At 72.5% G+C, this 22,969-nt stretch carries 20 protein-coding genes; 12 read left to right on the top strand and 8 right to left on the bottom strand.

The annotated features are described in order from the left end of the window. Together trpE and rpe are read right to left on the bottom strand one after the other, a co-directional pair. Positions 1 to 1,479 (bottom strand): anthranilate synthase component I, encoded by a 1,479-nt coding sequence (gene trpE, locus MOJ79_RS03300; RefSeq protein ID WP_241922866.1) that lies wholly within the window; start codon positions 1,477 to 1,479, stop codon positions 1 to 3. A gap of 224 nt (positions 1,480 to 1,703) precedes the next feature. Beyond that, complete coding sequence (gene rpe, locus MOJ79_RS03295) at positions 1,704 to 2,384, bottom strand: ribulose-phosphate 3-epimerase (RefSeq protein ID WP_241922865.1); 681 nt, start codon at positions 2,382 to 2,384, stop codon at positions 1,704 to 1,706. A gap of 35 nt (positions 2,385 to 2,419) precedes the next feature. Between rpe and apaG the strand changes: the two genes are divergently transcribed. After that, positions 2,420 to 2,788 (top strand): Co2+/Mg2+ efflux protein ApaG, encoded by a 369-nt coding sequence (apaG, locus tag MOJ79_RS03290; RefSeq protein ID WP_241922864.1) that lies wholly within the window; start codon positions 2,420 to 2,422, stop codon positions 2,786 to 2,788. An 81-nt stretch (positions 2,789 to 2,869) separates the two neighbouring features. Here apaG and MOJ79_RS03285 read toward each other — a convergent pair whose 3' ends face one another. Then, on the bottom strand, positions 2,870 to 3,013 hold the full coding sequence (locus tag MOJ79_RS03285) for a hypothetical protein (RefSeq protein ID WP_241922863.1): 144 nt from the start codon (positions 3,011 to 3,013) through the stop codon (positions 2,870 to 2,872). Here MOJ79_RS03285 and mltA point away from each other — a divergent pair. Both mltA and MOJ79_RS03275 read left to right on the top strand, forming a co-directional pair. Continuing rightward, a complete protein-coding gene (gene mltA, locus MOJ79_RS03280) occupies positions 2,946 to 4,145 on the top strand; it encodes a murein transglycosylase A (protein ID WP_442863093.1) in 1,200 nt (399 codons plus the stop codon). The two genes, MOJ79_RS03285 and mltA, sit on opposite strands and share 68 nt — an antisense overlap. A gap of 37 nt (positions 4,146 to 4,182) precedes the next feature. Next, complete coding sequence (locus MOJ79_RS03275; RefSeq protein ID WP_241922861.1) at positions 4,183 to 6,147, top strand: DUF1631 family protein; 1,965 nt, start codon at positions 4,183 to 4,185, stop codon at positions 6,145 to 6,147. Positions 6,148 to 6,329: 182 nt separating this feature from the next. On the opposite strand, the gene MOJ79_RS03270 is transcribed toward MOJ79_RS03275, so the two are convergent. Continuing rightward, positions 6,330 to 8,483, bottom strand: coding sequence for a dehydrogenase (locus MOJ79_RS03270; RefSeq protein ID WP_241922860.1), 2,154 nt, complete (start codon positions 8,481 to 8,483; stop codon positions 6,330 to 6,332). Between the two features lie 66 nt (positions 8,484 to 8,549). Between MOJ79_RS03270 and MOJ79_RS03265 the strand changes: the two genes are divergently transcribed. The 4 genes from MOJ79_RS03265 to MOJ79_RS03250 all read left to right on the top strand — a co-directional run bounded on the left by MOJ79_RS03265 (position 8,550) and on the right by MOJ79_RS03250 (position 11,973). Continuing rightward, entirely contained in the window at positions 8,550 to 9,965 is a 1,416-nt protein-coding gene (locus tag MOJ79_RS03265) for an iron-containing alcohol dehydrogenase (RefSeq protein ID WP_241922859.1), read from the top strand. Positions 9,966 to 10,118: 153 nt separating this feature from the next. Beyond that, complete coding sequence (locus tag MOJ79_RS03260) at positions 10,119 to 10,313, top strand: hypothetical protein (RefSeq protein ID WP_241922858.1); 195 nt, start codon at positions 10,119 to 10,121, stop codon at positions 10,311 to 10,313. A 270-nt stretch (positions 10,314 to 10,583) separates the two neighbouring features. Next, entirely contained in the window at positions 10,584 to 11,498 is a 915-nt protein-coding gene (locus MOJ79_RS03255; RefSeq protein WP_241922857.1) for a hypothetical protein, read from the top strand. Positions 11,499 to 11,634: 136 nt separating this feature from the next. Beyond that, positions 11,635 to 11,973 carry a hypothetical protein gene (locus MOJ79_RS03250; RefSeq protein WP_241922856.1) on the top strand — a complete coding sequence of 113 codons (339 nt, stop codon included), beginning with the start codon at positions 11,635 to 11,637 and terminating at the stop codon, positions 11,971 to 11,973. 118 nt (positions 11,974 to 12,091) lie between these two features. On the opposite strand, the gene MOJ79_RS03245 is transcribed toward MOJ79_RS03250, so the two are convergent. Together MOJ79_RS03245 and MOJ79_RS03240 are read right to left on the bottom strand one after the other, a co-directional pair. Continuing rightward, positions 12,092 to 13,978 (bottom strand): sensor histidine kinase, encoded by a 1,887-nt coding sequence (locus MOJ79_RS03245; protein WP_241922855.1) that lies wholly within the window; start codon positions 13,976 to 13,978, stop codon positions 12,092 to 12,094. Positions 13,979 to 13,988: 10 nt separating this feature from the next. Further along, on the bottom strand, positions 13,989 to 14,681 hold the full coding sequence (locus MOJ79_RS03240; protein ID WP_241922854.1) for a response regulator transcription factor: 693 nt from the start codon (positions 14,679 to 14,681) through the stop codon (positions 13,989 to 13,991). Between the two features lie 159 nt (positions 14,682 to 14,840). Between MOJ79_RS03240 and MOJ79_RS03235 the strand changes: the two genes are divergently transcribed. Next, complete coding sequence (locus tag MOJ79_RS03235) at positions 14,841 to 15,119, top strand: acylphosphatase (protein ID WP_241922853.1); 279 nt, start codon at positions 14,841 to 14,843, stop codon at positions 15,117 to 15,119. Between the two features lie 143 nt (positions 15,120 to 15,262). On the opposite strand, the gene MOJ79_RS03230 is transcribed toward MOJ79_RS03235, so the two are convergent. Together MOJ79_RS03230 and MOJ79_RS03225 are read right to left on the bottom strand one after the other, a co-directional pair. After that, complete coding sequence (locus MOJ79_RS03230; RefSeq protein ID WP_241922929.1) at positions 15,263 to 16,144, bottom strand: EamA family transporter; 882 nt, start codon at positions 16,142 to 16,144, stop codon at positions 15,263 to 15,265. A 25-nt stretch (positions 16,145 to 16,169) separates the two neighbouring features. Further along, the gene (locus tag MOJ79_RS03225) at positions 16,170 to 16,727 is read right to left on the bottom strand and encodes an Lrp/AsnC family transcriptional regulator (RefSeq protein ID WP_241922852.1); all 558 of its coding nucleotides are present in this window, start codon (positions 16,725 to 16,727) and stop codon (positions 16,170 to 16,172) included. A 172-nt stretch (positions 16,728 to 16,899) separates the two neighbouring features. Between MOJ79_RS03225 and MOJ79_RS03220 the strand changes: the two genes are divergently transcribed. From MOJ79_RS03220 to MOJ79_RS03205, 4 genes are all read left to right on the top strand, one after another. After that, entirely contained in the window at positions 16,900 to 17,061 is a 162-nt protein-coding gene (locus MOJ79_RS03220; RefSeq protein WP_241922851.1) for a hypothetical protein, read from the top strand. A gap of 2 nt (positions 17,062 to 17,063) precedes the next feature. Then, the gene (locus tag MOJ79_RS03215) at positions 17,064 to 20,636 is read left to right on the top strand and encodes an indolepyruvate ferredoxin oxidoreductase family protein (RefSeq protein ID WP_241922850.1); all 3,573 of its coding nucleotides are present in this window, start codon (positions 17,064 to 17,066) and stop codon (positions 20,634 to 20,636) included. Positions 20,637 to 20,659: 23 nt separating this feature from the next. After that, positions 20,660 to 21,526, top strand: a complete 867-nt coding sequence (locus MOJ79_RS03210; RefSeq protein ID WP_241922849.1) for an NUDIX hydrolase — start codon at positions 20,660 to 20,662, stop codon at positions 21,524 to 21,526. A 248-nt stretch (positions 21,527 to 21,774) separates the two neighbouring features. Further along, a complete protein-coding gene (locus MOJ79_RS03205; RefSeq protein ID WP_241922848.1) occupies positions 21,775 to 22,902 on the top strand; it encodes a TRAP transporter substrate-binding protein in 1,128 nt (375 codons plus the stop codon). Positions 22,903 to 22,969 lie beyond the last annotated feature (67 nt).

Raw genomic sequence — 22,969 nt, 5'->3', positions numbered from 1 at the left:
TCAGAAGCCTTCCTCGACCAGCTCGGCCGCGCGCAGCACGGCGCGCGCCTTGGCCTCGGTCTCCCTCCACTCGAGCTCGGGCACGCTGTCGGCGACGACGCCGGCACCGGCCGAGACGTACAAGGTGTTGTCCTTCACGATGCCGGTGCGGATCGCGATCGCGACGTCCATGTCGCCGGCGAAGCTGAGGTAGCCGACCGCGCCGCCGTAGATGCCGCGCTCGACCGGCTCGAGCTCGTCGATGATCTCCATCGCGCGGATCTTCGGCGCGCCGCTGAGCGTGCCCGCCGGGAAGCTCGCCTTGAGCACGTCGAGCGCCGTCAGGCCGGGCTTGAGCCGCCCCTCGACGTTGCTGACGATGTGCATCACGTGCGAGTAGCGCTCGACGCCGAACGCCTCCGTCACCTTCACACTGCCGGTCTCGGCGATGCGGCCGATGTCGTTGCGCGCGAGGTCGATCAGCATGACGTGCTCGGCGCGCTCCTTCGGGTCGGCGAGCAGGTCGGCCTCGTTCGCCTTGTCCTGCTCGGGGGTCGCGCCGCGCGGCCGGGTGCCGGCGATCGGGCGGATCGTCACGGTGTGGCGGCCCTCGGCGTCGGCCTCGTCGCGCACGAGGATCTCGGGACTCGCGCCGACGATCTGGAAACCGCCCATGTCGTAGTAGTACATGTACGGGCTCGGGTTCAGCGAGCGCAGCGCGCGGTACAGCGACAACGGGCTCTCGGTGTAGCGCTTCTTCAGCCGCTGGCCGAGCACGACCTGCATGCAGTCGCCGGCCGCGATGTACTCTTTCGCGCGCTCGACGGCGCGCACGAAGTCCTCTTTCGCGAACTCGCGCTCGATGGCGTACGACGGCCCGCGCTTGACCTGCGGCGCCGTCACCGAGAAGCGCAGCCGGTCGGTCAGTTCGCCCAGCCGCTTCTTGCCGTGGAAGTACGCCTCGCTCTGCCGCGGGTCGGCCCACACGATCAGGTACAGCCGCCCCGACAGGTTGTCGATGACGGCGAGTTCCTCGGTCTGCAGCAGCAGGATGTCAGGCGTGCCCAAGCCGCCGGGCTTGCGCCGTCCGGCCAGGCGCTTCTCGATCAGGCGCACCGTCTCGTAGCCGAAGTAGCCCGCCAGCCCGCCGCAAAAGCGCGGCAGCCCGGGCCGCAGCGCCGGCTTGAAGCGCTGCTGGTACGCGGCGATGAAGTCCAGCGGGTTGCCCTCGTGCGTCTCGACGACGGCGCCGTCGGTGACGACTTCGGTGCACTCGCCGGTGGCGCGCAGCAGCGTGCGCGCCGGCAGCCCGATGAACGAGTAGCGGCCGAAGCGCTCGCCGCCGACGACCGACTCGAGCAGGAAGCTGTGCCTGCTGCCGCCGGCGAGCTTCAGGTACAGCGACAGCGGCGTCTCGAGGTCGGCGAAGGCCTCGGCGATCAGCGCGATGCGGTTGTAGCCTTGCGCGGCGAGGCTCTTGAATTCCAGTTCAGTGATCACGGTTCAGGCCCTCCGGGGGCGGCGGCGTGGGCCGCCGTTCGCTGTAGGGTGCGCGCGAAGGCGGCGCCTTCGGCGGGGGCCGCACGACCCGCAACCGGGCCGACGGCAAACGAGACTCGGGGCGACTCAGCGACGCCAGGGCCAGGCTCCCCGGTCGGACGACCTGGAGCGCGAAGTCTCGTTGCGCGGACTGAACATGCGGGCAAGTCTAGCAGCGCCTTGCGTCAGGCCGCCAGCGCGGTGCGCATCGCGTCGATGACGGCGCGGTAGTCCTTCTGGCCGAAGATCGCGCTGCCGGCGACGAAGGTGTCGGCGCCGGCGTCGGCCACACGGCGGATGTTGTCGGCCTTGATGCCGCCGTCGACCTCGAGCCGGATGTCGCGCCCGCTCGCCTCGATGAGCCTGCGCGCGCGCTCGGTCTTGCGCAGCGCGCTGTCGATGAACGACTGCCCGCCGAAGCCCGGGTTAACGCTCATGATCAGCACGAGGTCGACCTTGTCGATCACCCACTCGAGCACGTCCAGCGGCGCCGCCGGGTTGAACACGAGACCGGCCGCACAGCCCTTGGCGCGGATCAGCTGCAGCGTGCGGTCGACGTGCGTGCTCGCGTCGGGGTGGAAGCTGATGAGGTCGGCGCCGGCGTCGGCGAACGCAGTGGCCAGCGCGTCGACCGGCTGCACCATCAGGTGCACGTCCAGCGGCACCTTGGTGCCGTCGGGCCTGACGCAGTGCGGCTTGAGCGCGGCGGCCACCATCGGGCCGATCGTCAGGTTCGGCACGTAATGGTTGTCCATCACGTCGAAGTGGATCCAGTCGGCACCGGCGGCGATCACCGCGCGCACCTCGTCGCCGAGGCGCGCGAAGTCGGCCGACAGGATCGACGGGGCGATGCGGTACGTGGGCATCGGCAAATTCTAGGAGGCTGACAGAATCGGCCGCCATGACACGACCCGAGTTCACCTGCAGCGTCAAGGTGCAGCACCTGCCCGAACAGTCGGGTGACGGTGCGCACGCGTTCGCGTACACCGTGACGATCACCAACACCGGCGACGTCACCGCGCAGCTGGTGGCCCGCCAGTGGCTGATCACCGACGCGCACGGGCACGTCGAGGAAGTGCGCGGCCTCGCGGTCGTGGGCCATCAGCCGGTGCTCAAGCCCGGCGAGTCGTTCGAGTACACGAGCTGGACGCGGCTGGCCACGCCCACCGGCTCGATGCGCGGCACTTACTACTGCATCACCGAGGACGCGCACTGGTTCGAGGCACCGGTGCCCGAGTTCCCGCTGGCGCGCGCGCACGACCTGCACTGAGACGCCCCAGCGCTGCCGTGACCGTCGCAGTGCCGTCGTCCCCGCTCGCCACTGCCCACCGTCGCGCCAAGGCCTCGCCGCCTAGCACGGTGGCTCGTCGCGCCGCGGTGCGGCGTCGTCGCCGCTGCGCCGCTCGCCGCGCCGGCGCCCGGAGAACATCGTCCACCACACGATGAAAATCAGCAGCAGCAGCGCGGCCAGCGCTTCGAGCAGGAGGAGCCACATCGCGGGGGTCGTCGTCAGGGTCGCGGCGGCCGCGATTCTAGGAACGCTCGCGTCGTGCGCCGTGCCGCCGGCGCCGATGCCCCCGCCCGATGCGCCGCCGGCCGCCCCGGCGGCGGGGCCGGTCATCGAGCGCGAGGGCGCGCGCTGGGTGCCGGTGGACTGGCTCGCGCTGCCGGGCTGGTTCGACGACACGCTGGCCGGCGCCTGGCCGGCGCTGCAGCGCAGCTGCCAGCGCCCGGCGCCGGGCTGGGGCGCGCTGTGCGCGCAGGCGCTCACGGCGACGCCACCCGACGACGCCGCCGCGCGCCGCTGGCTGATGCAGCGCCTGCAGCCGTACCGCGTCGAGGCAGCCGACGGCAGCGCCGACGGCCTGATCACCGGCTACTACGAGCCGCTCGTCGAAGCGCGGCGCACGCCCGGCGGCGCGTTTCGCGTGCCGCTGCACGCGCCGCCGGCCGACCTCGCGACGCGCCGCCCGTACTGGACGCGCCAGCAGCTCGACACGCTGCCGGCGGCGCAGGCGGCGCTGCGCGGACGCGAGATCGCCTACGTGGCCGACCCGCTCGACGCGCTGGTGCTGCAGATCCAGGGCTCGGGGCGGCTGCGCGTGACCGAGCCCGACGGCCGCGTGCAGACGGTGCGCCTCGCGTTCGCCGGTCACAACGACCAGCCGTACCGCTCGGTCGGGCGCTGGCTGATCGACCAGGGCCAGTTGCCCGCCGAGCAGGCGTCGTGGCCGGCGATCAAGGCCTGGGCGCAGCGCCACCCGCAGCGCGTCAACGAGATGTTGTGGGCCAACCCGCGCGTCGTGTTCTTCCGCGAGGAGCCGCTGCCCGACCCGGCGGTGGGCCCGCGCGGCGCGCAGGGCGTGCCGCTGACGCCGGGGCGCTCGATCGCCGTCGACCCGCGCAGCATCCCGTACGGCACGCCGGTGTGGCTCGACACCACCGAGCCGCTCGCGAGCACGCCGCTGCGCCGGCTGGTCGTCGCTCAGGACACCGGCAGTGCGATCGTCGGCGCAGTGCGCGCCGACTTCTTCTGGGGCTGGGACGGCGACGCCGAGGCGCAGGCCGGGCGCATGAAGCAGCCGCTGCGCATGTGGGTGCTGTGGCCGCGCAACGACCCCCGCTGAGCGCCGTCTTGGCAGCGACAGCGCCGGATAATGCGGCATGCCCGCCGCCGCATCGATCCAGCAGTTCGTCGACGACGAGCTGCGCCGCTGCCCCGAGCTGGCCGAGCGCGTGCACGCCGGCACGCTGCACGCGCTGAAGGACCCCGAGCGCGCCGCGCTGTACCCCAGCGAGCGCCCCCACCACTTCGCGCTGCTGGAGGCGCTGTCGGCGCGCGCGGCGCCATTCCGCGAGGCGTTCTGCGATGCGCTGCGCCGCCGCGTCGCCAGCGAGATGCGCCCGGCGCGCGACGCCGCCGCACCGGCGCGCGGCGGGACGCTCGAGCTCGAGCTGGTCGACGAGTCGCGCGTCGAGGTCGACATCGAGATCTCGCGCGCGGCGCAGGTCATCGACAGCACCGCCGAGTGGGAGCTGCGCGAGCTGCAGACCTTCACGTCGGCGCTGGCCGGGCTGCGCCACGTCAGCGCGCACAGCCTGCCGCTGCGCCCGCACGCCTACGCCGGCGCACTGTGGGACGCCACCGGGGCCGTGCTGGCGAACCAGGCGCAGCGCATCGTGCTGCTGCGCGCGGCCAGCGCCGTGCTGGCCGACGAGCTCAAGCGCAGCTTCGCACAGGCCACCGCGCGGCTCGAGGCGCAGGGCGTGATGCCCAGCGCCTACCGCAGCATCAAACTGCCGCCCGGCAGCGTGCCCGCCGCCGGGCGCGGCGCGACTGCAGTGACGGGCGCACTGCAGGCACTGCTGGGCGAGACCTCGCTGTCGCGTGCCGCCATCGGCGCGCCCGGCGGCACGGTAGCCTCACCGGTGCAGGCGGCGCAGATCGCCGCGCTGGTGTCGCGGCTGTTTCGCGCCTTCGCCACCGACGACCGCGTCGGTGCCGACGCGCGCGACGTCATCGCCGCGCTGCAGGACCCGGTGCTGCGCCTCGTGCTCGCCGACGAGTCGGCGCTGCACGATCTCGATCACCCCGTGTGGCAGCTGCTCGACCGCATCGCGCGCATCGGCGAGGACTACGCGCCCGGCGACGCGCGCCAGCGGCGGCTGCTCGCCGCGTGCACGCCGCTGGCCGCCCAGCTGGCCGCCGCCGACGTGCCCACCGCAGCGATGGTGCGCCGCGCACTGGCCGCGATCGACGCCGAGACCGACGCGCTGTGGCAAGAACGGCTGGCAGCCGCGCAGCCGGCCATCGCGCAGCTGGCGCGCGTCGAGCAGCGCGAAGTGCTGCAGCACCGGCTGGCCGAGCGGCTGACCGAGCAGATGGCCGCGCGCAGCGTGCCGCCGGCGGTGCGCCGCTTCCTCGCCGGGCCGTGGGCGCGTGTGATCGCGCAGGCGATGGTCGAGCACGGCGAGGCACACGCGCGCACGCAGGCTTTCGTGCGCGCCGTCGACGACCTGCTGTGGAGCCTGGACGTGCCGCCCGAGCCGGCCAGCCGCCAGAAGCTGCTCGCGCTGCTGCCGCCGCTGCTGGGCACGCTGCGCAGCGGCATGGCGTCGATCGCGCTGCCCGACGCCGAGCGCGACGCGGTGCTCGACCAGCTGATGGCGGCGCACACCGAGGCGCTGCGCGGGCGCGCCGCCGGCGACGCGCGCACACCAGGCGCGGCCGACGTCATGCAGCGCCTGCGCGACGAGCTCCGCGCCGGCGAGCCGCCAGCGCGCCCGTTCGGCGACTCGGTGATCGACGTCGCGTCGATGGAGACGGTGCCCGCCGAATTCCTGCCCACCGGCGTCGACGACGGCGGTGCGCCCGCCGACACGTTCGCCGTTGGCCAGATGCGACGCATGTTCGTCGGCGGGCGCTGGACGCGCGTGCAGCTGCTGTGGCGCAGCGAGCGCGGCCAGTACCTGCTGCTCGCCGACGACGCCGACGCACGCACGACGCACTCGATGACGCGCCGCGCGCTCGAGCGGCTGCAGGCCGCACGCCTCGTGCAGCCGCTGCCGCCGTCGTCGCTGGTGCGGCGCACGATCGAGAAGCTGACGACGCAGGTCTCGCTGCAGTAGCGCGGGCGGCGCCCTGCCGCTGACGCAGGTGGCCACTCGAACCCGGGCGCGCGTGTGCACCATCCCGCGGTACGGCGCGACGGGCGTCGCGCGCTCGTGCGCGAAAGCGGGCCGGTCCTCGAGTGGCGTGCCGTCGGCAGCGAGGCGCGCGGTGTGTTGGATCTCGAAGCGCGCACCGACGCTCACCGCCGCCCCTCTTCGACGGTGCGCCGCCGCGCCGCCGGCGCGCGGCTCGCCTGCGGCAACGTGTTCGCGGCCTTGGCGGCCTTCGTGGCTTTCGCAGCGCGCGGCGGCCGGGCGGCACGCGCCGCGTCGGCCGCGCGCGCGGCCAGCGCCAGCTCGCGCACGCGGGCGATCTGCTCGTCGGTGATCACGCCGTGCACGCCACTGATCGCCGCGAGCTTCATGCCGTGCTTCAGACCCAGCTTGTAGATCTCGCGCACCTTCTCCCACTCGATGTGGCGGCCGACCGTGAAGTTCTCGAAGCGGCCCTCGAGCGCGAGCACGATCGTCTCGGCCAGGCACGCGTAGGTCACGCCCGGCGGCAGGCCGATGTTCTTCATCTTCGGCTCGCCGGGCAGCTGGATCTCGCCCGACTCGATCACGAGCACGTCGGGGCGCTTGACGACTTCCTCGGGCGGCAGGTCGAGCGGGCGCGCGACGTCGGTGATCACGCAGCCGGGCTTGACCTTCATGATGTCGAGCACCTTCTGGCCCGCGCCCGACGTCGCGGTGACGATCATGTCCATTTCGCCGATGTGGCGGTCGGTGCGCGCGGCCAGGTGCACGATGGCGCCGGGGCTCTCCTTGAGGATCGATTCCTTCAGCGCGAGCAGCTTGGCCGTCTCGGGCGAGACGAGGTAGATCTCCTCGGCCGCGCGCGCGAGCAGCCGCGCGCACGCGGCACCGATCGAGCCGGTGGCGCCGACGACCATCGCCTTGAACTTCACCCGCGCGTCGCCGTCGGGCGGCGGCAGCAGCGCCAGCCGGCGCAGCGCGTCGTGCGCGGCCCACAGCGCGGCCGACGCGCTGTAGCTGTTGCCGGTCGTGATCGGCAGCGGCGCGCGGCGCGCGACGGTGACGCCGGCGTCGCCGACGATCTTCGTGAACGCCCCGAGCCCCATGATCTGCGCGCCGAGCTTCCTGGCCATCTCGGCCGCGGCGAGCAGGCGCTTGTACGTGAACTCGGGCGGGTGGCTCATGATCTCGTGCGGCGTGCCGCCGACGCTGATCAGCCAGCCCTCGGCCTCGACGCCGGTCGGGCTCTTGATGCCGGTCACGGTCGAGTAGACGAACGGCGGCGCGTAGGCCAGCACCTTCTCGAGCGTGTCCATGAACAGCGGCGGCGAGACCTGCGACAGGATCTCGACCGGCTTGACGACCTTGAAGTACTCCTGCGACAGCGGATGGATCACGAACGCGAAGCGGTTGACGCGCTTGAAGCCGTTCGGGTACAGGATGCGCGGCGCGAGCTGCAGCTCGGCGAGGATCTCGAGCAGGTCGTCCTCGACGATCTGCTGCGGCGGCTTGCGCCGCACCGCGACGATCATCGCGTGCAGCAGGTCCGGCGCGATCACGTGACCGTCGATCACCGGCGCGCCGTCGATCACCATCTGCACGCCCTTGTTCGCCAGCGCGGCCAGCCGCCTGTCGCTGACGGTCGAGGTCACGACCGTCTTGCCCGCGAGTTCGGCGGCGCCGAAGTCGTCGAGCTCGTGCACCGGCGCGACGACGACGGTGCACTTGTGCAGCGCGTGGCGCAGCACGTGCCGGCTCCACTGCGCCAGCAGCGGCGCCGGCGTCAGCCGCGGCGGCACCCACTCGGCCACCAGGTGCGCGCCGGTGGCGTACAGCTGCAGCGCGTCGAGCGAGCCCAGCAGCTTGGGCACGCCGAGCTGCAGCACCGGGTCGGCGAAGCGCAGGTTCTCGGTGTACTCCGACATCGTCTGCGCGAGCTTGCGGCTCGCGAGCCCCGAGAAGAACAGCACGCGCGCGTTGTCGAAGTAGTGGCCGAGCTCGGCCTGCGCGTGGCGCACCGCCCACTCCTGCAGGATGTCGGCCAGCCGGCCGCCGGCGGTCACCGGCGTGGTCTCGGCCGCGGCGGCGAGCCGCTCGGCGTGGTGATCGGCGCGCGCGCCGAGCCCGTCGCTGTCCTTGACCAGCCCGACGCCGATCGCCGCGGCCTGCCCGTCCCACTGCTTGACCAGCTTGAGCGCGCGGGCGATGCTGCCGTTGGTGCCGATGCGCCTGACGTTCAGGCGCTGGCCCAGGAAGCGCGTCGTGAACTCGAAGTCCTGCCGGCTCGAGCCCAGACTGATGCCGACGACCGTCTTCATACACTTGCCCTCGTGAGCGCCGCACGGCGCAGCCACCAAGCCTCACCGCGACGACGGAGAACGACCTTGATCAGCCACACCCTCACCGACCTCGCCCGCGCGACGGGGCTGCCGGTCCTCAAGCGCGCGGCCGGTGCCGTGACGCGCCTGGTGCCGATCCCGCAGCCGCTGCTGATGGTAGGCCCGGGCGCGGCCGAACGGTTGGCCGCCGCGATCGGCGACTTCGGCCACCGCCGGCTGCTCGTCGTCACCGACGCGATGATCGTGCGGCTCGGGCTGCTGGCACCGATCACCGCCGCGCTCGAGCGCAGCGGCACCGCGTTCGACGTGTTCGACGAGATCGAGCCCGACGCGCCGATCCCCGTCGTCGAGCGCGGGTTGCTCGCGCTGCGGCGCCTGCGCTGCGACGCCGTGCTCGCGGTGGGCGGCGGCTCGGTGATCGACGCGGCCAAGGTCATCGCGCTGGCGGCGACCAACACCAAGGCGCTGCGCGACCTCGCGGGCTACTTCCGCGGCCTGCACGGCCCGCTGCCGGTCTACGCGGTGCCGACCACCGCCGGCACCGGCTCCGAGGTCACGGTGGCCGCCGTGATCTCCGACCCCGACGCGCAGCGCAAGCTGGTGGTGGCCGACACGCGCCTCGTGCCCGACATGGCCGCGCTCGACCCGACGCTGATGACCGGCCTGCCGCCGGCGGTGACAGCCGCCACCGGGATGGACGCGCTGACGCACGCGATCGAGGCCTACATCAGCCAGTGGGCGACGCCGGGCACCGACCGCCTCGCACTGGCCGCGGTGGGCATGGTGTTCGAACACCTGCCGCGCGCGTGCGAGCACGGCAACGACCTGCACGCGCGCGAGCGCATGGCGCTGGCATCGACCTACGCCGGCATGGCGTTCACGCGCGCCAACGTCGGCAACGTGCATGCGATCGCGCACCAGCTCGGCGCGCGCTACCACACGCCGCACGGGCTGGCCAACGCGATCGTGCTGCCGCACGTGCTGCGCTTCGCGCTCGAGCCGGCCGCCGCGCGGCTGGCCGCGCTCGCGCGGCGCATCGGCGTGGCCGGCGACGACGGCGACGTCGCGGCACAGGCGGCGCGCTTCGTCGACGCGGTGCAGGCGCTCGGCGACCGCGTCGGCATCCCGCGCACGCTGGCGGCGCTGCGCGACGACGACATCCCGGCGCTCGCGCAGGCCGCGTGCCGCGAGGCCGACCTGAACTACCCGGTGCCGCGCGTGATGAGCCGCGACGACTGCGAGGCGCTGCTGCGCCAGGTGCTGCCGGGCGCCGACGCGCCGGCAGCGCGTCGGCGCGCGGCGACGAAGTCGGCCGCCGCCAAGGCCGCAGCGCCGTCGAAGGCTGCGAAGTCCACGAAGGCCTCGGGCGCGGCCACGGCGGCCGCCGCCACGAAGACGCCGCCGCGCCGAGCGCCGGCGCCGCCTGCGCGCCGCTCGCGTGCCCCGGCGGCTGCCCGGTGACATCGGCCGCCGTCGCGGCGCGCGTGGGCATCGTGATCGGCCCTGGCTCGGCGGTGTTCGAGGTCATCCGCGACCTCGTGTTCGACCTGCCGGCCAGCGTCGCGCGCGCTGATCGGCGGCCTCGGCCACGACGTGCTCGCCGACGACGCGGCGATGTGCGCGCCGATCCTGCTCGAACTGCACCGCTGCGGCGACGCGGTCGCCGCGGCGCTGGGCTTCGAAGCGCGCGCGATCGCGGCGCGTGCCGAAGCGGCCGAGCGCGGGGTGCCGTGGCGGCAGCCTGACGCCGCGGCGCAATCCTGGCCCCGCCCGCACGCTGCCGCCCGCCTTGCGGTCGGGTTCCGCTGACACGGCCCTGCCACGCGACGTGCGGTGCGAAAGCCAGCCTGCCGGGGCTCGGCGCGCCACTGAAGCCGCGCGACCTTGCCGGCGCGCGCGTCGTGCGCATGACCCCTTCGAGGTCGGGATCGACCTCACATCCGGATGCGATGGGCGAGGCGCGCGATGCGCTTCACGATGCAGGCCATCACGAATCCGGCACCCGACGTCTGGCCCACATCGTGGCCTTGGTGACGCGCGGGTTGTGCCCCACCCCAAGCCACTCGGAGGACGCTCACCATGACCATCGAATCACCGCGCCGCGCCCGCTGGGCCACCTGGGTCGCTGCCGCGGCCATCGCCGGGGCCTGCGCCGGCGCACAGGCCGCCACGATGTCCGGCGTCTATGCCGCGGGCTCCATCCGCAACGTGTTCCGCATATGCATGACCTGCAACTCCGAATTTGAGCTGCTGTTCGCCGACGAGGACGGAGGCTTGGGCTCCACCGGCCCGGCCATCGTCGACGGGTACGAGGCCAAGGGTTATCCGCAGGGCTTCGGTAGCGTTTATGCGCGTGCCCTCGTCGTCGGCCCGACCGCGACGCCGTACCTCGGTGCCTACGCCGCAGCAAAGCCCGGTATCGGGCCATGGCCGGGCTACTCCGGCGACGGCGCCTATCTCTTCTCGGCCAACGCGTCGGCCCGGGCGGCCCAGCACTACACCTTTCTCGGGTCCGTGGCCGAAACCTACCGCATGACCTTCAAGCTCAACGGCAGCGCTGCCGGCTACAGCAGCAGCGCGGACATCGCCAACGACCGGCTGATCACTGCGAACGGCGGCCTCGCGCTGTACGACGCCGACACCACCGACGGCTCCGAGCTGCCCTACGGCTGGCTGATGGACATCGAGCAGCTGAGCTTCAGCGCCGCGAGCGCCAGCAACTTCGACGACAGCCGGACGGTGAGCATCACGCTCGAGCCGGGCGACAGCTTCTACGCCGTCGCCTGGCTGGGCGCCACCGTCGGCGTCGGCGCGGCGGGTGCCGCCGACGTGTCGCACACGCTGTCGATCGCGTTCACCGCAGGCGATGTCACGCTGCTGCAGCCCGACCTGCAGCCGCAGGCGCAGCCGATGCCCGAACCCGGCACGGCGACGCTCGCGCTGCTCGGTCTGGCCGCGATGCGGTGGAGCCGGCGTCCGCAGCGCACCGCCTGAGAGGACCTCGCGCGTGCGGCCGCCACCCCGCGCGCATCGCGCCTACACCCGTCGCCGGCGTCTGGCGTCCGTCGCCGGTGACCGACCGCCGGCAGCCGCGCCAGCGGCCATTGCGCCTGGACGCAAGGAGTCGATCATGGACATGCTTCGATCCGTTGTCATCGGCACCGCGGTGGGCCTCATGGCGGCCACGGGCAGTGCCGCGGCCCAGGATGCGACCTCGGACCCCGGGATGCGCCTTGCGCAGTACGAGGCTCGCGCCGCAGCAGGCGACGCGGTCGCGGCCGAGCAGGCGGGATTGATGCACTACCACGGTGTGCGGCCCCACGGTCGCAACCTGCAGCGCGCCGTCGTCTATCTGCAGCAGGCGGCCGCCGAGGGACGACCCGGAGCGCGGCTGCTGCTCGACCACCTGACCGAAGAGGCCCGCGCAGCCGATCCGAAGGCCTACGTGCCGTGGCCCTGGGGTTGCTGATCCGCGCAGGACGGCGGACGGTGGCGGCGCCGGCTGTGCCGCGCTCGCGAAGCCGACGGGGGCAGCGCGCTGAAGAAGCGTTCGCGCGTCGTCGACGGTGACCGCGAGGCGTAGGACTTCAGGCCAACGGTGGCGGCGCGAGGGCGACGTCGGTCCCGGGTGCGGTCGGCAACGCCAGACGCACTGCGGTGCCGCCGGCATCGCTGGTCACGGTGAGCGCCGCGCCGAGCCGCACCGCGCGCTGCTGCATGTGGCCGAGTCCGCGACCCTGCCCGGCCAGCATGGGGGTGAAGCCGCTGCCGTCGTCACGCACCTCGACCACCAGCGCCGCCGGCGTGCGCCGCAGCGACATCGCGACGCGGCGCGCGCCGCTGTGCTTGAGCGCGTTCGTCAGCGCTTCCTGCACGATGCGCAGCAGGTCCAGCGACGCGTCGGCGCTCAGGGTGGGCAGTTCGCCGAGATCGTCGTCGACGTGCCAGTCGAGCCGCAACCCGAGCGACTCGAAGCGCGGCGCCATGCGAAAGCGCAGCGAGCCCAGCAGCGCCAGCGGGTCGCGCTCGTGCAGGTCGAGCGAGTCGATCGCCACGCGCAGGTCGTCGAGGCAGTCTTGCAGCGTGGCGGCCAGTGCGGCCGGCGAGGCCTGCGCGCTGCGCGCCTGCCGCAACGCGGTGACCAGGTGCAGCCCCAGGCTGTCGTGCAGGTCACCCATCAGCCGCGCGCGCTCCTGCGCGAGCGCCTGCGCCTTCTCGACCTCGCGCAGCCGCGCGTAGCTGTCTTCCAGCCGTCGCGCCTGCTCGGCAACACGCTGCGTCAGCGTCGCCGCGGCCTCGCGTGCCTCGCGCAGCGCCGCCAGATAGCGCCGCGCGAGCGTGGCCGTGATCGCGAAGAACAGCGGCAGCGCCGCGTACTGGCGCAGGTAGTACTCGCCGAGCGAGCGGGTGTCGGTCATGACGGCGAAGTCGCGCACGAGCAGCACGAAGTACAGCACCGCGGCTGCGGCGATCGCAACCAGCTCGATCTGGCGCACGCGCCAGGCCAGGTGCATCAGGCGCCATTGGCTCCAGGCCACCAGCGTCATGCCCACCGTGGCCAGCGGCGCGAAGCCGATCTTCGAGCTCGCGTAGTCGGGCGCGGACAGGAAGTGCACGGCCGTGACCGCCATGTAGACGCCCATGGCACCCGGCAGCCAGCGCGGGCCGCGGTACGCGGCGTCCTCGCCCTCGGAAAAGCGCAGCGCGAAGATGGCGAACAGCGCCGTGAACCACGCCGACCCGACGACGACGAGTTGCGCCCACACGAGGTCGGGCAGCGGCGGGTCGGTGACGACGTAGTTCAGATCGCGCAGGCCCCAGACGATGGCCGCGGCGCCAAACCAGGCGTAGGCGCGGTGGCTGCGCTCACGCAGCCCGATCAGCAGCACGTACAGGCCGATGCCGACGTTGAGCACCACCGTCACCAGCGTGCCCTGGTTCTGCCAGAAGCTGCGCCAGCGCCACGCCGGGTACAGCGCGTCGTGCGCGCCGACCCAGGCCGGCGCGAGCCCGTTGCGGTAGCCGGGCACGCCGGCGACGAGCAGCAGCACCTCGGCGCCGGCCTGCACGCCGTCGGGCAGCTCGAACAGAAGCGGCGTGTAGAAGTGGCGCGTCGGCGGCGCATCCATGCGGCCGAACGCGCCGATGCGCCGCTCGCCGAGCCAGAGCTCGGCGTTCATGCCCACCGCAGGCAGGTAAAGCGCCGGCCGCCGCGCCTCGAGCGCCGGCAGCGCGAGGCGGTACCACACGTAGCCCTCGTACCCGGGCCGGCGTCCGTCCCAGTTGTCGGGCAACGCGGCCGGCTGCCAGGGGGCACCGGGGCCGGGTGGCTTGCGTGGACGGTCGCGTCCGGCCTCCAGCACGTCGGCCGACGTGAAGGCCACCGCGCCCGCCCTCGCCGGGTCGGGCCGCACGAGCCACAAGGCCGCGGCGAGGGCGAGCGCCAAGCCGATCAGGAACCAGGGCGCGCGCATCGGCGGCCGCTCAGCGAATCGGGGGTCGGCCCGTCTGCACCATGCGCCGGTTGTACTCGTACAGCGCCTCGGCGCGCGAGTTGACGGCGAGCTTGCGATAGAGATTGCGCACGTGGGTGCGCACCGTGTTCGTGCTCATGCCGAGCATCTGCGCGACCTCCTGGTAGCTGAAGCCCTTGCCGACGCCCGTCAGCACGTCGAGCTCGCGCTGGCTGAGCAGCGGCTCGCCGACGTCCGGCGCCACCTCGTCGCGCGGCGCGCGTGTGCGCCGGATCAGCGTGCGTGCGATGCTCGGCGACAGCGGCGAGCCGCCGCTGCGCAGGCACTGCAGATGGTCCTGAATGGCGTCGAGGCTGCCGTCCTTGACCAGGTAGCCGGTGGCGCCGGCGTCGATCGCCGCCAGCACGTGGGCCTCGTCGCCGAAGATCGACAGCACCAGCACCTCGCACCGCGGGTGGCGAGCGGCGAGCCGGATCACCTCGAGACCGCTGCCGTCGGGCAGACCGAGGTCGGTCAGCACCACGTCGGGTGTGCGGGTGGCGAGCCAGTCGCGCGCCTCAGCCACCGTCGCGCAGGCGTGCACGCTGGCCACGCCCGGGGTCGCGCGCAGCAACTCGGTGAGCCAGCCGCGCGTGGGCACGTCGTCTTCGACGAGCAGCACACGGTCGTTCAGCCCGCAGTCCACGCCGGCGAGTTTAGGCATCGCCCGATGCGGGCGCCATCGCACGGCCGTGCGATGGCTCGGGAGGGGGCATCGGAGACCGTCGGAACGTGCGCGACGACGTCGGGCGCGACGCCAGCGACCCGCGCTGCCGTCCAGAATCCGGTCGTGTCCGCACACCCCACCGAGCCGACACCCGCAATGACCTTGCACGCCTTCGTTCACGGCCGCGTGCAAGGCGTCGGCTTTCGCGAGGCCTGCGTGCACGAGGCACGGCGGCTCGGCCTGACCGGCTGGGTGCGCAACCGCCTCGACGGCCGCGTCGAGGTGCTCGCCCACGGACCCCCCGACGCCGTGGCGGCGCTGCGCGCCTGGCTCGCGCAGGGTCCTCCGGCTGCGCGCGTCGAGCGGGTCGACGTGCAGCCGGCCGCTGTCGCCGAACCGGATGGCAAGGGCTTCGAGCGTCGCCCGACGGCGTGAGGGCAGCGCTCACGAGCGGCACCGGGCCCCTGGCGACGGTGCGCCGCGGCGCAGAGTCGCCGGCACGCCGGCCGCGCCCCTGGAAGCTCTGCGCGCCATGCTGCTCGCGACCGGTGGCAACGCGATCGTCGTCGCGCCCCGTCTCACCTCGACCCGCCGCGCAACACCGCCTCGACGCGCGGCCACAGCAGGTTCAGCGCCAGCCCCAGCATCACGAGCGCGGCGGCGACGAGCTTCCACGCCGGCAGCGCCTCGCCGAGCCACCACGCCGACGCCGCCATCCCGAACACCGGCACGCCGAGCGCCAGCGGTGCGACGGTGGCTGCCGCGTGGCGCGCGAGCAGCCAGCCCCACGCCGCGTAGCCGAACAGCGTGTTGCCCAGCGCCTGCCACAGCACGGCCAGCCAGGTCGCGCCGTCGGCACCGCGCACGCCCTCGACGATCGCGGCCGGCCCCTCGAACACGAGCGACAGCGCGAGCAGCGGCGGCAGCGCGAACGCGCTCGACCACACCATGTAGCCGAGCATGTCGACGCGCCCGGCGCGCCGGCCGACGAGGTTGCCGCCGGCCCAGCTCGCCGCCGCGGCGAGCACGAGCGCCAGCCCGAGCGGCGTCGCGCTGGCGTCGCCCTGCCACGCGATCAGCGCGAGCCCCGCGGCGGCAAAGCCGAGTCCCAGCCCCTGCACGCGGCGCACGCGCTCGCCGGCCAGCCACGCGGCCAGCCCGATCGTGAAGAAGACCTGCGTCTGGATCACGAGCGAGGCCAGCCCGGGCGAGATGTGCGACGTCATCGCGAGGAACAGCAGCCCGAACTGGCCGGCGCCGATCAGCACGCCGTACGCCGCGAGCTGCGACCACGGCACCGGCGGGCGCACGATCACGAGCGCCGGCGCGAACGCGAGCGCGAAGCGCAGGAACGCGAGGAACAGCGGCGGCAGGTGCGCCAGCGCCGCCTTGATGACGACGAAGTTGCTGCCCCACACGGCGACGACGACCAGCCCCAGCAGCAGGTGCCGCCACGGCAGCACCGGTGCGGGAGCGCCGCGTGCGTCAGCCACGCCGCGCGCGCAGGTGCGCCAGCGGCAGCGCGCCGCCGGCCTTGACCTCGCCGAGCGAGAAGCGCGTGTGGATGTCCTTCACGTTCGGCAGGTTCAGCAGCGTGTCGACCGAGAAGTGGGCATACGCGTCGAGGTCGGTGGCCATCACCTGCAGCTCGAAGGTGCCGCTGCCGCTGACGTAGTGGCAGGCCACGACTTCGGGCAGCGCGCGGATCGACTCCTCGAGCTCGCGCATCGCGGCGCCGCTGGCGCGCTCGGTGTCGACGCGCACGAACGCGAGCACGCCCAGCCCGATGCGCCGGCGGTCGATCTCGGCGCGGTAGCCGGTGATGTAGCCCTGCTCCTCGAGCCACTTGACGCGCCGCCACGTCGGCGCGGCCGACAGCCCGATGCGCGACGCCAGCTCGGCGTTCGACAGACGCGCGTCGCGCTGCAGCTCGGCCAGGATCGCGATGTCGTAGCGGTCGAGGTCGGGGCCGTGCGCCGCGTCGGCACCGTCACCCGGCGGCGGTCTTCTGGTTTTCCCTGATTCGGTAATCGGCGATGACATTGATTCGTGAACTTCAGCGACAGCGCAAGATCGATGCGCCCATCATGCCCTGGAAAGCACGAATAGAAAACACCTGTCGGCGCCGCGCTCCTACACTGGCACGCAGCCGCGGCGGGGTCACGAGCCCCGCGCGCGAACGCCGCACCGACCCTCCACCGACGGAGTCCGCCCGATGAATGCCCCGCTGCCCGAATCGATCCGCAAGGCGCTAGAGAGCGTCTCGCTCGACGACCACCCGCCACGCGGGTGGCGGCGAAGCCACAAGTGCACGGCCGACGGCGCAGCCGGCGGCGGTGGACTGGGCGTCGAGCGTGTCCGCACGCAGGAGGTCTGACGATGAACGCGCCTTTGCCCGAAGCCATCCGCAAGGCTCTCGAGAGCGTCACGCTCGACGACAAGTACACCCTCGACCACGGCCGCGCCTTCATGAGCGGCGTGCAGGCGCTCGTGCGGCTGCCGATGCTGCAGCGCCAGCGCGACGCGATGGCGGGGCTGAACACCGCGGGCTTCGTCAGCGGCTACCGCGGCAGCCCGCTCGGCGGCTACGACCAGGCGCTTTGGCAGGCCAAGAAGCACCTCGCGGCGAACCACATCGTGTTCCAGCCCGGCGTCAACGAGGAGCTCGCCGCCACCGCGGTGTGGGGCACGCAGCAGCTCGACCTGTTCCCGCAGTCGAAGAAGTACGACGGCGTGTTCGGCATCTGGTACGGCAAGGGCCCGGGGGTGGACCGCTGCTCCGACGTGTTCAAGCACGCCAACATGGCCGGCACCGCGAAGCACGGCGGCGTGATCGCGGTGGCCGGCGACGACCACGTCGCCAAGAGCTCGACCGCGGCGCACCAGAGCGACCACATCTTCAAGGCCTGCGGACTGCCGGTGTTCTTCCCGTCGAGCGTGCAGGACATCCTCGACATGGGGCTGCACGCGTTCGCGATGAGCCGCTTCGCCGGCGTGTGGACCGGCATGAAGACGATCCAGGAAGTCGTCGAGTCGGCATCGTCGGTCGTCGTCGACCCCGAGCGCGTGCGCATCGTGCTGCCCGAGGACTTCGTGATGCCCGAAGGCGGCGTGCACATCCGCTGGCCCGACGCACCGCTCGACCAGGAAGCGCGGCTGATGGACTACAAGTGGTACGCCGCGCTGGCCTACGTGCGCGCGAACCGGCTGAACCACAACGTGATCGAAGGGCCGAACGACCGCTACGGCATCATCGCCAGCGGCAAGGCGTTCAACGACACGCGCCAGGCGCTCGCCGACCTCGGGCTCGACGACGACACCTGCCGACAGCTCGGCATCCGGCTGCACAAGGTCAACGTCGTGTGGCCGCTGGAAGCGACGATCACGCGCGCGTTCGCCACCGGCTTGCAGGAGATCCTCGTCGTCGAGGAGAAGCGCCAGGTCATCGAGTACCAGCTCAAGGAAGAGCTGTACAACTGGCGCCCCGACGTGCGGCCCAACGTGCTCGGCAAGTTCGACGAGCCCGAGGGCGACTTCTCGGGCGGCGAGTGGTCGATGCCCAACCCGAGCGAGAACTGGCTGCTGCGCGCGAAGGCGGACCTGACGCCATCGATCATCGCGAAGGCGATCGCCAAGCGGCTGAAGAAGATGGGCGTGCCGGCCGACATCGCCGCGCGCATGGACGCGCGCATCGCCGTCATCGAAGCCAAGGAACGCGCGATGGCGGTCACTACCGTCACGACCGGCGACCGCATCCCGTGGTTCTGCAGCGGCTGCCCGCACAACACCAGCACGCGCGTGCCCGAGGGCTCACGCGCGGCGGCCGGCATCGGCTGCCACTACATGGCGGTGTGGATGGACCGCAGCACCGTCACGTTCAGCCAGATGGGCGGCGAAGGCGTCAGCTGGGTCGGCCAGGCGCCGTTCACGACCGACAAGCACCTGTTCGCCAACCTCGGCGACGGTACCTATTACCACTCCGGGCTGCTCGCGGTACGCCAGAGCGTGGCCGCCGGCGTCAACATCACCTACAAGATCCTGTTCAACGACGCGGTCGCGATGACCGGCGGCCAGCCCGTCGACGGCACGATGCGCGTGCCCGAGATGACGCGCGAGCTCGACGCCGAGGGCGTCAAGAAGATCGTCGTCGTCACCGACGAGCCGGGCAAGTACGACGACGCCGGCGTCAAGCAGCGCCTGGCCGCCGGCGTCACGGTGCGCCACCGCGACGAGCTCGACGCGGTGCAGCGCGAGCTGCGCGAGATCGCCGGCTGCACGGTGCTGATCTACGACCAGACCTGCGCGACCGAGAAGCGCCGCCGCCGCAAGCGCGGCACGATGGCCGACCCCGCCAAGCGCGTCGTCATCAACGAGCTGGTGTGCGAGGGCTGCGGCGACTGCAGCGAGCAGAGCAACTGCCTGTCGGTCGAGCCGCTCGAGACCGAGTTCGGCCGCAAGCGCCGCATCAACCAGAACACCTGCAACAAGGACTTCTCCTGCGTCAAGGGCTTCTGCCCGAGCTTCGTCACCGTCGAAGGCGGCAGCTTGCGCAAGCCGAAGAAGGAGACGAAGGCCGACCCGTTCGCGCTGCCGCCGATCCCCGAGCCGGTGGTGCCGGCCGCCGAGACGGCCTACGGCATCGTCGTCGCCGGCGTCGGCGGTACCGGCGTGATCACGATCGGCCAGCTGCTCGGGATGGCGGCGCACCTCGAGGGCAAGGGCGTCGTCACGCAGGACTCGGCCGGCCTCGCGCAAAAGGGCGGCGCGACGTGGAGCCACGTGCAGATCGCCAACCGCCCGGAGGCGATCTACACGACGAAGGTCGACACCGCGAAGGCCGACCTCGTGATCGGCTGCGACGCGATCGTCACCGCCGGCAAGACGACGCTCGGCGCGATCGCGAAGGGCCGCACCTACGTCGCGGTCAACACGCACGGCACGCCGACCGCCGCGTTCGTGCACCAGCCCGACTGGCAGTTCCCGGGCACGAACTGCGAAGCCGCGCTGCGCGCGGCGGCCGGCGACACCCTCGTCGGCGCGTTCGACGCCGAGGAAGTCGCGGTGGCGCTGCTCGGCGACAGCATCTTCACGAACCCGCTGATGCTCGGCTACGCGTGGCAGCAGGGCCGCGTGCCGCTCACCCAAGCCGCGCTGCTGCGTGCGATCGAGCTCAACGGCGTGCAGGTCGAGGCCAACAAGGCCGCGTTCGAGTGGGGCCGGCGCTGCGCGCACGACCTCGCCGCGGTGCGCGCGCTCTTCAAGGGCGCGCAGGTGATCGAGTTCGTCAGGCGCCCGTCGCTCGACGAGATGGTTGCCAAGCGCGTCGAGTTCCTCACCGGCTACCAGAACGCCGCCTACGCCGCCGACTACAAGGCGTTCGTCGACAAGGTGCGCGCCGCAGAGGCGCCACTTGCCTCGACGCGCCTGACCGAAGCCGTCGCGCGTTACCTGTTCAAGCTGATGGCTTACAAGGACGAGTACGAAGTCGCCCGCCTGCACACCGACCCGGCGTTCGTCGCGAAGATCGCCTCGATGTTCGAAGGCGACTTCAAGCTCGTGCACCACCTCGCGCCGCCGATGCTCGCGAAGACCAACGCCAGCGGCGAACTCGTCAAGCGCCCGTTCGGGCCGTGGGTGCGCACGGTGTTCGGTGTGCTCGCGAAGCTCAAGGGCCTGCGCGGCACCGTGCTCGACCCGTTCGGCCGCACCGAGGAGCGGCGCACCGAGCGCGCGCTGATCGGCGAATACCGCGCCTGCATCGACGAGCTGCTGCAGGGCCTCAACGCCGAGCGGCTCGCGCTCGCGGTCGAGATCGCGCGCATCCCCGAGGAGATCCGCGGCTACGGCCACGTGAAGGCGCGCCACCTGAAGGCCGCGCGCGCGAAGTGGGACGCGCTGATGGCGCGCTGGCGAGGACAGCCGGCCGGCACCGCGGTGGCACGCGCCGCCTGAGCGGCGCTCGCGAGCGGCTGCCGGTGGGCGACCGTGACTGGTGCTGCATCGACGCGGCGCGCCGGCGGCGCGTGCCGCGCGTGCCGCTGTTCGTCGGGAGCGACGACACCCCAGTCGGCTCGGTCGCCCGCGCGCACCTCGACGCGCTCGGCCGCTGGCCCGCGCTGATCGACGTCGCGCCCGACGCGGTGCGGCTGCGCGCGGTGCCCGACCTCGACGCGCGGCTCGACGAGGTGCACGCCGCACTGCGCGACGACGGGTGGATCCGCGCGTGGCGGGGCGAACGCTTCACACTGTGGCAGCCGCGCACGATGCGCCCGCTGGCCGCGATCGAGCGCGCCGCGGCGCGCTTCTGGGGCACGCTGACGCTGGGTGCGCACGCCAACGGCTACGTCGCCGACGACGCCGGCCGCCCCTGGGCGCTGTGGATCGCGCAGCGCTCGTGGCACAAGCCGACCGACCCGGGCAAGCTCGACAACCTCGTCGGCGGCGGCGTGCCGCACGGCCAGTCGCCGTTCGACGCGCTGGTGCGCGAGGGCTGGGAAGAAGCCGGGCTCGACGCGGCGACGATGGCCGCCGCGCGCCCGGGGCGCGTGATCGTGCTCGACTGCGACATCGCCGAAGGACTGCAGCACGAGCACCTGCACGTGTGGGACCTGCCGCTGCCGCGCGACGTGATGCCGCGCAACCAGGACGGCGAAGTCGCCGCGCTGCGCCTCGTGCCGGTCGACGAGGCGCTCGCGCTCGCCGCGACAGGCGCGATGACGGTCGACGCCGCACTGGCGACGCTCGACTTCGCGCTGCGCCACCGCCTGCTCGACGCGACGCAGCACGCCCGGCTGGCCGAGCGCGCCGCCTCGCTGTGGCGCACCGGCGACGCAGCCGCCTGACCCCTCGTGCGTCGCGCCGCCCGCCGCGGTCTGGCCGCAGCGCCTTCGGCGCGCATGCGCCCGCAGCGCGCGTCAATCTGACGCGTTGGACAGCCCTGGGGCGTGCGTGCCGCACGGGTAAGACCCAGTTGTGGGGCCGGCGGGCGGCCTCGATAGTCCAGCCCCACCATCGTCTCGGACCGCTTCGGCGCCGCCGGCGCTCACCGGCCGCGCCCCTTTCCGCTATCGACACACGCACGGAGACCTCGATGAGCGAACGCCAATCCCCCGCCCAAGCCAAGACCAAGTCCCGCCGCCGCTTCCTCGGCACCGCCGGTGTCGCCGGCGCCGCCGCGATGGCCGCGCCGATGACGGCCGTCGCGCAGACGACGACGCTGCGCTTCCAGAGCACGTGGCCGGCGAAGGACATCTTCCACGAGTACGCCAACGACTTCGCGAAGAAGGTCAACGACATGGCGGGCAACCGCCTGAAGATCGAGGTGCTGCCCGCCGGCGCGGTCGTGCCAGCGTTCCAGCTGCTCGAGGGCGTGGCCAAGGGCACGCTCGACGGCGGCCACGGCGTCGTCGCGTACCACTACGGCAAGAACTCGGCGCTCGCGCTGTGGGGCTCGGGCCCGGGCTTCGGCATGGACCCGAACATGCTGCTCGCGTGGCACTACTACGGCGGCGGCAAGGCGCTGCTCGACGAGATCTACAAGGGCCTGAACCTCGAGGTCGTCTCGTTCCTGTACGGCCCGATGCCGACACAGCCGTTCGGCTGGTTCAAGAAGCCGATCGCGAAGGTCGAAGACCTCAAGGGCACCAAGTTCCGCACCGTCGGCCTCGCGGTCGACATGTACACCGCGATGGGCGCCGCAGTGAACCCGCTGCCCGGCGGCGAGATCGTGCCGGCGCTCGACCGCGGCCTGATCGACGGCGCCGAGTTCAACAACGCGACGTCCGACCGCATCCTCGGCTTCGCCGACGTCGTCAAGAACTGCATGCTGCAGAGCTTCCACCAGAGCACCGAGCAGTTTGAGATCCTGTTCAACAAGGGCAAGTACGACGCGCTGCCCGCCGAGCTGAAGGCCGTCATCGACTACGCGGTGCAGGCCGCCAGCGCCGACATGAGCTGGAAGGCGATCGAGCGCAACTCGCAGGACTACATCGAGCTGAAAAAGGCCGGCGTCAAGTTCTACAAGACGCCCGACGCGATCCTGCGCGCGCAGCTGGCGGCGTGGGACGACATCATGAAGAAGAAGTCGGCCGAGAACCCGATGTTCAAGAAGGTGCTCGACAGCCAGCGCGCGTTCGCCGAGCGCGCCGGCGCGTGGCAGAACGACTACCTGGTCGACTTCAAGATGGCGTGGAACCACTACTTCCGCCGCCGCAGCTGATAATCGACGCCCACCCTGCGGGGGCCACCGCTGCTGCAAGGCCGGTGGCCCTTCGCGTTTGCGGCGC

Source organism: Calidifontimicrobium sp. SYSU G02091, from assembly GCF_022631395.1.
Taxonomy (GTDB): Bacteria; Pseudomonadota; Gammaproteobacteria; order Burkholderiales; family Burkholderiaceae_C; genus Calidifontimicrobium; species Calidifontimicrobium sediminis.
This window is presented reverse-complemented; position numbering and strand designations above follow the sequence as displayed.